The organism is uncultured Thalassospira sp. (assembly GCF_963976115.1).
Lineage (GTDB): Bacteria > Pseudomonadota > Alphaproteobacteria > Rhodospirillales > Thalassospiraceae > Thalassospira.
The window spans coordinates 45,990-57,494 of the sequence record NZ_CAXBJJ010000023.1 but is presented as its reverse complement, the minus strand read 5'-3'; the positions used below and the strand labels follow the sequence as shown (position 1 = coordinate 57,494).

Genomic DNA, 11,505 nt, shown 5'->3' with positions numbered 1-11,505 from the left:
TTTAAAGCACTTTTCCTTTAATCAGAGTTTTTTTTTGGCGGTGTCAGCGCCATCGGGGCTGCGCCAGACGCGAACCCGGTTGCGCCCGCTTTCCTTGGCTGCATACAAGGCGCGGTCGGCCTTTTCAATGATCTGGCCGATTTGCTTGTCGTGTAAAATCGGGGCGGCACCAATCGAAGCTGTCACCGGCAAGGGTGTTCCGTTGCGCAGGGTGACCGGCGAGGCTTCGATGACGCGCCGCAGCCGTTCAAGAACATGTGCCGCCTGGCGCATGTCGGCATTGGGCAGGCAGATCAGGAATTCTTCCCCGCCATAGCGATAAACCTTGTCGAATGGCCGTACATGCGATTGCAGGATCCCTGCGATGGCCTGCAACACCAGATCGCCGTTCTGATGGCCATGCGTGTCGTTGACGGCCTTGAAAAAATCCAGATCGACCAGGGCAATCGCGGCGGATGAGCGGGTGCGGGTGGCCCGCTCGCGTTCAATTTCCAGATCAGACAGCATGGTTTGACGATTATAGGTTCCGGTTAACGGGTCTACATCGGAGCGCGCGGTGCGAAATGCCCGTTCCAGCCGTCTGATTTGTGCGAAAAAGGACTCGGCCCGCAATGCCATCGCATCATATTCGGCGGCATCGACTGTGCCGTCATGGTCGAAATGCTCCAGCAGGCGGCGGGCGGCGGCGTGAAGCTGTTGATGCGTGGTTGCCAGCGATTTTATCGCGGGCTGGTCCATCAGGCGGTTATGCTGGTTCAGGGCATACCAGGCGCCAAAATTGCAATAATCATGCTTGTTGGCCGTGTGCGCGCCATGGGTATGGGGGGGCGCTGTGGTGGCGGGCGTTTTTTTGTCCGACGTTTCTTCTTCTTTTACCAGCAGGTGCCGGTTCCAATCCAGCACCAGTGCGATATGTTCAGAAAGGGCGGTTTCAAGTTCGGCAAGAATTTGCCGCTCGGCATCAACAAAATTACCGACCGCGATGCTTTCGGGCATGTCTGTGTATCCCTCAGCAGAGGTATCATCGTCGCGGTTGGTCATTTCATCCATCGGTGCAGCCATATTGTGCCCTGTTGTGCCGTCTCGTTTTGGTCGGGCCGGGTTTGCGGTGTTTGCGGTTATGCTTCTATGCCTCATCGGCGTTGGGTATGGCCGGGGCTGGAAATACATCGTTAAATGTTTGTGCCAGAAATTGGTCAAGTTGCGCCATTGTGATGTCGACTCCCAGATCTTTCAGGCTGGTAACGCCGTGTTCCGCAATGCCGCAGGGCACGATGCCGCCAAAATGTGTCAAATCCGGGTTTAAATTAATCGCAATTCCGTGAAAAGTAACCCAGCGGCGCACCCGCACACCGATTGCCGCAATTTTGTCTTCGCGGCCATTGCCCCGGTCCACCCATATGCCGACCCGACCCTCGCGGCGTTCCCCGCTAACACCGGCCAGGGCGAGGGTGCGAATAATCCATTCTTCCAGGCTGTGCACATAAGCACGCACATCGCGGCCCCGCTTGCGCAGGTCCAGCATCAGATATGCGGTGCGCTGGCCCGGGCCGTGATAGGTATACTGGCCGCCGCGTCCCGCCTCATAGACGGGGAATCGGTCGGGATCGACCAGGTCTTCTTTTTTTGAACTGGTGCCCGCAGTATAAAGCGGCGGATGTTCGACCAGCCAGACAAGTTCGCTTGCCGCGTCGCGATAAATGGCGTCGGCACGAAATTCCATTTCTGCAAGCGCTTCAGGATAGGAAATCGGTGTCGAAGCGACCCGCCATTCCGGTTTTTGGGCATTAAAATCGATACTTTTCATTTTTCCTGTCAAATAAATGAAAACTCCCCTTGATTGGGGTCAGGCTTTTTGCTATCTCCCTTTCCGCGCCAAGGCAAGCCCGCAAAGTTACCTCACAGGGCTTGTTACTATTATATATGCGGTCGTGGCGGAATTGGTAGACGCGCAGCGTTGAGGTCGCTGTGGGCTAACCCCCGTGGAAGTTCGAGTCTTCTCGACCGCACCAAAAAGGCCTTTCCTTGATCTTCAAGGAAGGGCCTTTCTGATTCCAGGCCCTGGTGGTGCTGTTTCCTGTTCCTGATTATTGCTGGTTATCGTGACCGATCATGACATTTCCCGATGTCATATGAATACGGGTCGGTTTGCACACCGAGCGATTCAGGGCAAAAGATTCCTCAATCTTTCATAGATAAATACATACTTCCGTATATTATGTCTCTCATTTCGGGGTATAGGGGGAGCCAGAACATACTCCAGATCATCCAATCGTTGCCGCTGGTGCGACATGCACGGCTGCGATGGACGTTTTTGTCATGATGTACTGATGGGGAAATGGCGGCGTGGATTTCGTGGGTTTAGAGAAGCGGCAATATGTCTATCAACATTAAAATTGCCAAAACCGAACAGGAACTAAGTGACGTTTATCGTTTGCGCTATCAGGTCTATTCCGAGCAAGGGCGATTTGCTGAATTGTATGATGGCGTGATTGTTGACCTGTTTGATGCCATTCCGTCGGTTGCCAATGTTATCGCCTATAGTGGTGAAACACCGATTGCGACGATTCGTATCAATCTTGATTCGGCGTTGAAATTGCCAGCGGATCATTTGTTTGATTTTTCCACATATCGTCAATGTGTCCTTGAGCAGGAGCAGATTGCAGGGCGGGACACGCCGGTTTTTGCCAGTGCCGGTATGCTGGCGATAGCGGCGGAGTGGCGCAATCGGCGGAATGTTTTTGGCGGATTATTTCGGATGGCCATTGATATTGGCCATATGTGGGGTGTGACCCACATTATAGCGACCGTCAATGCCGATACGTCGGGCATTTATCAGAGATTGGGCTGGGAGCAACTCTCGCCGCCGATGCCGATGGGAAAAATCGGCGTCAAAATTACGCCGTTTGTGACGCCAATGGAGCCGATGTATCGATGGGCTTTCGGGATGTTCCGGGAACAAAAAGACCTGCTTGATCATTTCAGTGGCTGTTTTCAGTGGTATCTGGTTGATCGGGGAGGCGACATATTTCGCCAGGGGGAGCCCGGTCATGAAGCATTCTTGATTACCAAGGGCGGCGTTGACATTACGTGCTACCACGAGGCTTCGCAGAAAACCTTGCGGTTGGCCAAGCTGAGGGCCGGGGACATGTTTGGCGAACTTTCCCTGATCGACAGTTCGCCGCGGTCGGCCACGGCGGTGACCACCCGCAATACCGAACTGGTGGCGATCAATCGTGATGTGTTCTGGGAAAAAAGTTACGAAGATCCGTCACGCTTGAAAGACCTGATGCAGATTCTTTCAGGCCGCCTGCGGGATGCAAATAATCTGAGCATGATATACGCGCATGCCCCGCTGGAAGAACGTCTGGCTTATTTTGCCGATATGCTGCGTAAAGCTGCCATCCCGGACCCGCGCAACCCGGATATTTTAAAGGCCAGGGTGTCGTTGCATGAATTTGCCGATATGGCGTTGGCCGCGCCCGAAGAAGCAGAAAATTATCTGCAAAAATTGAAAAACCAAAAGAAGCTGGAATATTCGGCACAGCAGATTGTTTTTTTCGGGGATGAAGTATCGTGAAGGAAAATACCGCAAGCTCAACGGCATATACGGTGTTGCAGGGGCTGGTTTACATCGCGAAATGTACATCGCACAGCTATCTTGTGCCGGATGAAATGCGGCGTTTGGGGGAATGTGTTTTATCGGCATCGGAAGAAGGCCGTGCCCGGCTAAGTGCACTGGAAAAACCGACCATCAGGCTTAAAACAGGGATTCGCGAATTCATTTTTTTGCCAGGTATTACGCTGCATTATATTTTGCGCAAACGTTGCATCGAGGAAAAAACCCGCGAGGCGATTGCGGCAGGTGTGACACAGGTTATTAGCCTGGGGGCGGGGTTCGACAGCTTGGCATTCCGGTTGTCATGTGAATTTCCCGAGGTTAATTTTATTGAAATCGATCATCCCGATACGCAAAAATTCAAGGCAGATGCCTTTGATCATGCCGCCGAGGCCCAGTCGGGGCTGGCGAATTTAAAATATCTGGATGTTGATTTCACCCACCAGAATATCGAAGACAGATTACGGCGTTTTGATCCGTTTGATCGCAGCCGTCCGACCCTTTTCATTAGTGAAGGGGTGACGATGTATCTGACCGAGGATGAAGTGATCCATATGTTTGCGTCCATTCGGAATTTGAGCGGCGCAGGAACCCGATTTGTGTTTACGGCCGTCGAACCGCGCGAAAGCCCGCGAAACAACACTCGGCTGGCCCTGTTTTTATATCTGAAACTGATTGGCGAGCCGATTAAATGGTCGATGGAAGGGCCTTTGTTACCAGCGTTTCTTGAAAAGCAGGGCTGCAAACTCGATGCGATCGACGCCACGGATGATTTTAAAAAGCGTTATATGGCTCCGGGACGGCATCCGCGATTGCATTATGGGGAATATGTTGCCGTGGCCCATTTTGAATAACATTAGATAGCCCAGCGGTTTTGGCGTGGAACTGCATTTTCGGGCATACCGGATGGCGGGAAATGCCGGAGATGGAAATTGTTTCATCTCATGCGGTTTGAAAACAGTTGGAAAATGTTAAAGTTTTCAGATGGGCTTTCATCCGTGCTATGCTCCGCTAAATTCTGGCGTTTTTTCACGCAAAGGGGGCGGGCAATTTCGGTGACGAAACAACAGAACGCTTCTCTCGGTGTGATAATTCCACTAGGTTGGTCCGTCCCACACGGCCACTATTTTTCAGGGCTTAATCGGCTTTAGGTTAATTTCACCTAAATACCTGAAGTTAAAGGCATTATTATGACAAACAGAAACGACAAGCTGCGCGAAGCGGCATTGGACTATCACCGGTATCCCACCCCCGGTAAACTGGCTGTTGCGGCAACCACCACGCTTGCAAACCAGCGCGACCTGGCATTGGCCTATTCGCCCGGCGTTGCTTTTGCCTGCGAGGAAATCGTTAAGGACCCGGAAACCGCAGTGCATTACACGGCGCGCGCCAATCTGGTGGCCGTCATCACCAATGGTACGGCTGTGCTGGGTCTTGGCCCGATTGGCCCGCTGGCATCCAAGCCGGTGATGGAGGGCAAGGCCGTCCTGTTCAAGAAGTTCGCCAATATCGATGTTTTCGATTTGGAAGTGAACGAACTGGACCCGCAAAAATTCATCGATATTGTCGCGGCCCTGGAACCTACCTTTGGCGGCGTCAATCTTGAAGATATCAAAGCGCCGGAATGCTTCATCATTGAAAAAGCATTGCGGGAACGCTGCAATATTCCGATTTTCCATGATGACCAGCATGGGACGGCCATTTGTGTGGCGGCCGCCGTGCGGAATGGTTTGCGCGTTGTCGGCAAGGACCTGGACAAGGTGCGTCTGGTCACATCCGGTGCCGGTGCTGCGGCTCTTGCCTGTTTGAACCTGCTGGTATCGATGGGTCTGCCGCGCGAAAACATTACGGTCACCGACCGTTTCGGCGTGGTCTATAAGGGCCGCGAAGAAGAAATGGACCCGTGGAAAGCGGAATATGCCATTGAAACCAATGCCCGCACCCTTGATGACGTGATCGAAGGGGCCGATATTTTTCTGGGTCTTTCTGCCCCGAACATCATGGGCGAAAAAGAACTGCGCAAGATGGGCGAACGGCCGATCATTATGGCGCTGGCGAACCCGACACCGGAAGTTTCGCCCGAACTGGTCAAGGAAATCCGCCCCGATGCGGTTATGGCAACCGGGCGGACCGATTACCCCAACCAGGTCAACAACGTTCTGTGTTTCCCGTTTCTGTTTCGCGGCGCGCTGGATGTGGGGGCCACCGAAATTAACGAGGCCATGAAGATTGCCGCGGTTGAGGCGATTGCCGACCTGGCAACTGCCGAAGTTTCGGATATTGTTGCGACGGCCTATGGCGGCGAAGAACTTAAGTTTGGCCCGGAATATCTGATTCCCAAGCCGTTTGATCCGCGTCTGATGCTGGAAATTCCGCCCCGTGTTGCCAAGGCCGCAATGGATAGCGGTGTTGCCAAACGCCCGATCGAGGATTTTGACGCCTATCGCCAGCAGCTTGAAGGCTTTGTCTTCCGCTCTGGTCTGGTGATGAAGCCGGTGTTTGATATGGCACGCAGCCATAAAAAACGCGTGGTTTACCCCGAAGGCGAATCGCGCCGCGTGCTGCAGGCCTGCCAGGTGCTGGTTGATGATGGTGTTTGCCATCCGGTACTGATTGGTCGTCGCGATGTTATTCTGGACCGCATCAAGGAAATTGGCCTGCGCCTGATCCCTGATGAGCAGGTTGAAATTCACGACCCCGATGATAACCGCCATTTTGAACAGGACTGGCAGGATTTTCACAATATTATGGGCCGTCGCGGGATTAACCCGGAATATTCCCGTTCTATTGTGCGGACCCGGCCCACTGTGGTGGCCTGCCTGATGCTGCGCCGTGGCGAGGTGGATGCCATGGTTTGTGGGTGCCAGGGCGGCTTCCTGCGTCATTTGCGCTATGTGCGTAATCTGGTTGGCCTGCGCAAGGGCGTGTCGGATTTCTCGGCCGTTAACATGATGATCATGAAACAGGGGACGTTCTTTTTGACCGATACCTATGTTTCGGTTGATCCAACCCCTGAACATGTGGCTGAAACCGCCATTATGGCTGCGGATGTTGTGAAACGGTTTGGGATTACGCCAAAGGCGGCGCTGATTTCGCATTCCAATTTCGGCAGCCACGAAAATCCGTCGGCCTGCAAGATGCGCGAGGCCCTGAAAATTATTCGTATTCAGGCACCTGATCTGGAAATTGAAGGCGAAATGCATGCGGATGCCGCGATTTCAGAAACCATCCGTAATCGCATTTTCCCCAATTCGATGTTGAAGGGGGCAGCCAACCTGTTGGTGATGCCGACCCTGGATGCGGCGAATATTTCCTATAATATGGTTAAAATGCTGGGCGATGGTTTGCCCGTTGGCCCGATTTTGGTCGGTGCGGCTAAATCGGCACATGTTGTCAGCCCGTCCATTACGGTGCGTGGCCTTGTAAATATGAGTGCGATTGCCGTTGTTGATGCCATTGATCGGGAACAGTCCCGCAGTTGATTGCGTTTAACCTGGCAGTGCATTGCTGCACTTGACCGGGCATCAACGTTGGCGCAGAAACAGCCGTGCCGGACCGTAACGTCCGGCGCGGTTTTTTTTGGGCCGGCACCCGGCGCAGTGCTTAAAATAAACGGGGGAGGGGCAGATGACAGACATCGATGAACGGGAACGGCCGGGCAATGCAACGTCGTCTGTATCGTCGGGCGATGATTATGTTGATCTGACACCTGAATATGCCCGTGAAATTCTTGATGCCTTGCATGACGAAGACACGTCCCGCGTCGCCGAACTGCTTGGCGAGCTGCACTTTGCCGATATCGCTGATTTGCTGGGTTGGGCGGGAAGTGCGGAACGCCAGCAGCTTGTTGATGTTATTCGCCCCGATTTTGACCCCGAACTTCTGACCGAACTTGATGACGAGTTGCGCGAAGAAGTGATTGCGCAGCTTGGCACCGATGTGGTGGCCGAAGCCATTTCCGCACTCGACTCGGATGACGTGGTTGAAGTTATCGAGGATCTGGAAGAAGCAGATCAGCGTGAATTGCTGGGTGCCCTGTCGGAAATTGAGCGCGCCCGGGTTCAGGAAGCATTATCCTACCCGGAATACACCGCTGGCCGTATCATGCAGCGCGAGCTGGTGGCGATCCCCGATTACTGGAGCGTTGGCCAGACAATCGATTTCCTGCGCTCGGCCAGGAACCTGCCCGAGGATTTTTACGACATCATCGTGGTTGACCCGCGCTATCGCCCCGTGGGCATGGTGCCGTTGTCGCGGGCCATTCGCACCAACCGCCCGGTGCTGGTGCGCGATGTGATGGAAACAGACGATATGCGCACGGTGCTGGTCACCGACGAGCAGGAAAATGTCGCTCATCTGTTTCGCCAGCGCGATTTGATTTCCACCCCGGTGGTGGACGATAACGGGCGGCTTGTGGGGGTGATTACCGTCGATGACGTGGTGGACGTTATCGATGAAGAATATGAAGAAGACATGATGCGGATGGCTGGTGTCGGCGAGGAAGACGACCTTTCCAGCGCCATTCTTGATACCACCCGGTCGCGTTTTACCTGGTTACTGGTTAATCTTTTCACCGCGATTGGTGCGTCGATGGTGATTGGTCTGTTTCAGCATACAATCGAAAGCCTGGTTGCCCTGGCGGTGTTGATGCCGATTGTTGCCTCGATGGGCGGCAATGCGGGCACACAGACCCTGACGGTGGCGGTGCGCGCCATTGCCACGCGTGAACTTAACAGTACCAATGCCTGGCGCGTTGTGCGAAAGGAAGTGGCCGTTTGCACGCTTAATGGCCTGGCATTTGCACTATTAAGCGGCGGTATTAGCTGGTTCTGGTTTGATAACATGCGCCTGGGGGCGGTGATTGGTGTTGCCATGATCATTAACCTGATCATGGCTGGTGCCTCTGGCGCCATTATTCCGCTCGCCCTGGAGCGGGCCGGGGTGGACCCGGCGGTATCCTCGTCGGTCTTTTTAACAACCATTACCGATGTGGTTGGTTTTTTTGCTTTTTTGGGCTTGGCTGCGGCATTTCTGATGTAAATCTTGCCGCCCGCGAAACCCATGTTCTGCCAAAAACTGCTTGATCAAGACGGATACTTTAAGGCCTTAAAACCGTGTGTTGTTATCGTTATCCGTTAACTGTTCGATTGCTGTTCTGTCGGGGTATCGGCTGTGGCCTGGCGGGTCAGAAATGTGTGGGTTTGTTCTTTCGATACCGGCGGCGAGAAAATAAATCCCTGCATTTCATCACAATTGGCCGCACCTAGCATCGCCAGTTGATCTTCTGTTTCAACGCCCACGGCGACAACGCGGCGGTTCAGGCTTTTGCACAAACGCACGGCGGGGTTCAGCACGCTGTTGTCGGGCTGTTCATAGAGTTCGATGTCAAACAGGCTGCGCGACAGTTTGATCCGCTGGACCGGAAAGCGTTTGAGATAGCGCAGCGACGAATTGGCCGCGCCAAACTGGTCCAGCGTCAGACTGATGCCGACTTCGGCGAAGCGGTAAAACTGTGTTAACGAGCGTTCCGGGTCGCGCATGGCAATGTCTTCGGCGATTTCAATTTCGATCAGAGCCGGGGAAATATCATGGCGTTCGGTTTCCTCGATAATGTTCTTGATGATGTCGGCCTGAATAAATTGCCGCCCCGACAGGTTAAGCGCGATTGGTACGGGCAGATAACCCTCTGTGCGCCATTCCTGGATCTGCTGGCAAACCGTTTCAAATATCCAGCGCCCCAGCGGTGCCAAAAGCCCGACTCTGTCGGCGACAGCGATAAAATCGGGCGGCAAATGGCGTTGCCCGCGATCATCCACCCAGCGCAGCAGGGCTTCAAACCCCGTCACATGATGATCAGACAGGCGGTAACGCGGCTGATATTCAATAATAAAACGTTTTTCGTCGACCGCCCGGCGCAATTGGGTTTCCAGCGACAGGCGGGCATGCATGACATTGTTCATTGTCTCGACAAAGAAACAATATGACGATTCGGCCGATTTTTGCGCCCGATACATTGCGGCGTCGGCATTTGCCATCAATTGCGACGGTGCGCGCGCATCATTGGGGTAAAGGGCGACCCCGACACTGACATGCAGCCGGATCTCGTCGCCAGCAATGGGAATGGGATGGGAAATAGCTTCGACAATCCGTTCTGCAACAAGGGCGGCTCCTTCGGCCTCGGACAGGTCGGCGGCGATAATGGCAAACATGTCGCCCGCCAAACGCGCACAGGTGTCTTTTTCGCGCACGGTGGCACGCAATCGCCCGGAAATGGACCGCAGGGTTTCATCGCCCACATCTGAACCGTAACGGTCGTTAACGGCACGGAAATTATCGATATCGACGATAAGAACCGACAGCAGCTTTTCGTAACGTTTGGCATGGGCAACCGCCTGGTTCAGCCGGTCATCAAACAGGGCACGGTTGGGCAGGCCGGTTAACGGGTCGTGGGTGGCAAGATAACGCAGGCGGTTTACCGCTGCATTTGCCGCCGGGTTGTGATGCAAAATGACATCAACACAATCGGGATGCAGTTCAGAAGGGGTCATTAACAGATCGCAGACCACATGCACGCCTTCGGCACTGCGAATCACCCATTCACGCCGTGCTTCTTTTTCGCCCTGTGTGATGGCGGCCAGTAATTTATCCTGGGCGCGATGCGATGATGTTCCATCGGGCTGAAATTCCGGCGCGATATTGTAAAGCCGGATGAAGCCGTAATCTTCTTTGCGCAGATCAAAAAAACTGGCTGTCTCAGGCGACATCATGCGCAAATGGCCGTCGGCCCGGCTGATGGTCAGGGCAAGGTCGCTGATGTTTTCACGCGCCCGCAACCGTTGCAGGTTTTTCAATGCCGGGTTGGCATTGCGACTGGCATATATAAACAGCACGCCTGCGAGCACGGCGGCCATGATAAATCCGAAAGCGCTGATCATGTTGGGGGATAGTGTGCCGACACCGGCAATACCGGGATCGGCGGTAACATCGATATCCCAGCGTCGTCCCGCGACATCGATGCGGGTGGTGCGCGTCAGTTTGGGATCGGTGCTGTCGCCCTGCATTTCAAACAGAACACTGTCGTTTTCGCGCACCCGAATGGTGTAGCCCGCCAGATATTCGCTTTCCAGAACGTTGCCGAGCATGGTGCGGATGCGAAACACCCCGTTCACCATGCCGATAATATCGCCCTTGCTGTCGATTACCGGCACATAAGCGGCAAATCCGCGCCCGCCCTGCAGCAGTTCCAGCGTTGGCGTTATTTGCATTTTGCGCTGATCAAATGCCATGTCCAGTACCGGACCGGCAACCGGGTGGCGTTTTAAATCCGCCCCCATGGCCGGGACATTTCCCTTGATCGGTGCGACATACTGAATGATGAAATTTGGGGAAATCCAGTTGATGGCCTGCAAGGCCTCGAACCGGCTTTGTAACGGGGCGGCGTGCGCCAGATAGCGCTGTTCGTCAGCCGGGGCGTCACCTTGCCAACTGTCGGCAAAGTTTTCCAGGGCGTGCAAATTGGCGTTGACGGTTTCATCAATCCGGTCGCCCAGCCCCTGTGCCAGCAGGTTTGCATTGGCGACAAGGGCGTGCTCGTTCGCCTGTTCCATTTGTTGGGCGATCAACCAGAAAGCACCGCCCACCATACAGAAGAACACTGCCGCAATAACCATCGCACGCGGCTTGATTGCTGTTCTGTCTTTTTCCTGACCATCGTCAGGCACATCGCCTCCGTCCTGCATGGGCTCCCCGTTTTGTTCTTTATGTTTTGTCCTGTGCGATGACTGTTTTCTGATCTGGCCGGACTGCCCCCCGGTGATCCGGGCAAACTAAAGTTTGCCCCTGTCGTTTCGCCCATTTAGACGCCAGCTTATCGGATTTCATGTCAA

7 protein-coding genes and 1 tRNA gene are annotated in these 11,505 nt (G+C 54.2%); 5 read left to right on the top strand and 3 right to left on the bottom strand.

The window, feature by feature from the left end; genetic code table 11:
* Positions 1 to 21: 21 nt before the first annotated feature.
* Both AAC086_RS21675 and lipB read right to left on the bottom strand, forming a co-directional pair.
* Positions 22 to 1,062, bottom strand: a complete 1,041-nt coding sequence (locus AAC086_RS21675; RefSeq protein WP_339781940.1) for a diguanylate cyclase — start codon at positions 1,060 to 1,062, stop codon at positions 22 to 24.
* A gap of 64 nt (positions 1,063 to 1,126) precedes the next feature.
* The gene (gene lipB / locus AAC086_RS21670; protein WP_339781939.1) at positions 1,127 to 1,807 is read right to left on the bottom strand and encodes a lipoyl(octanoyl) transferase LipB; all 681 of its coding nucleotides are present in this window, start codon (positions 1,805 to 1,807) and stop codon (positions 1,127 to 1,129) included.
* Positions 1,808 to 1,925: 118 nt separating this feature from the next.
* On the opposite strand from lipB, the gene AAC086_RS21665 reads away from it, so the two are divergent.
* The 5 genes from AAC086_RS21665 to mgtE all read left to right on the top strand — a co-directional run bounded on the left by AAC086_RS21665 (position 1,926) and on the right by mgtE (position 8,659).
* Positions 1,926 to 2,012: transfer RNA gene (locus tag AAC086_RS21665), tRNA-Leu, on the top strand.
* A 365-nt stretch (positions 2,013 to 2,377) separates the two neighbouring features.
* Positions 2,378 to 3,580 (top strand): cyclic nucleotide-binding domain-containing protein, encoded by a 1,203-nt coding sequence (locus AAC086_RS21660; protein ID WP_339781938.1) that lies wholly within the window; start codon positions 2,378 to 2,380, stop codon positions 3,578 to 3,580.
* The gene (locus AAC086_RS21655; RefSeq protein ID WP_339781937.1) at positions 3,577 to 4,473 is read left to right on the top strand and encodes an SAM-dependent methyltransferase; all 897 of its coding nucleotides are present in this window, start codon (positions 3,577 to 3,579) and stop codon (positions 4,471 to 4,473) included. The genes AAC086_RS21660 and AAC086_RS21655 overlap by 4 nt, the downstream gene beginning before the upstream one ends.
* Before the next feature lie 336 nt (positions 4,474 to 4,809).
* Positions 4,810 to 7,101, top strand: a complete 2,292-nt coding sequence (locus AAC086_RS21650) for an NADP-dependent malic enzyme (RefSeq protein ID WP_339781936.1) — start codon at positions 4,810 to 4,812, stop codon at positions 7,099 to 7,101.
* A gap of 145 nt (positions 7,102 to 7,246) precedes the next feature.
* On the top strand, positions 7,247 to 8,659 hold the full coding sequence (gene mgtE / locus AAC086_RS21645) for a magnesium transporter (RefSeq protein ID WP_339781934.1): 1,413 nt from the start codon (positions 7,247 to 7,249) through the stop codon (positions 8,657 to 8,659).
* A gap of 95 nt (positions 8,660 to 8,754) precedes the next feature.
* Here the strand turns inward: mgtE and AAC086_RS21640 are convergent, their stop codons facing one another.
* Positions 8,755 to 11,358 (bottom strand): EAL domain-containing protein, encoded by a 2,604-nt coding sequence (locus AAC086_RS21640; RefSeq protein ID WP_339781932.1) that lies wholly within the window; start codon positions 11,356 to 11,358, stop codon positions 8,755 to 8,757.
* Positions 11,359 to 11,505: the final 147 nt, after the last annotated feature.

Coding starts and splice junctions, on each gene's coding strand:
- AAC086_RS21675 (WP_339781940.1), bottom strand. CDS start 1,062: ATGGCTGCACCGATGGATGAAATGACCAACCGCGACGATGATACCTCT.
- lipB (WP_339781939.1), bottom strand. CDS start 1,807: ATGAAAAGTATCGATTTTAATGCCCAAAAACCGGAATGGCGGGTCGCT.
- AAC086_RS21650 (WP_339781936.1), top strand. CDS start 4,810: ATGACAAACAGAAACGACAAGCTGCGCGAAGCGGCATTGGACTATCAC.
- mgtE (WP_339781934.1), top strand. CDS start 7,247: ATGACAGACATCGATGAACGGGAACGGCCGGGCAATGCAACGTCGTCT.
- AAC086_RS21660 (WP_339781938.1), top strand. CDS start 2,378: ATGTCTATCAACATTAAAATTGCCAAAACCGAACAGGAACTAAGTGAC.
- AAC086_RS21640 (WP_339781932.1), bottom strand. CDS start 11,358: ATGCAGGACGGAGGCGATGTGCCTGACGATGGTCAGGAAAAAGACAGA.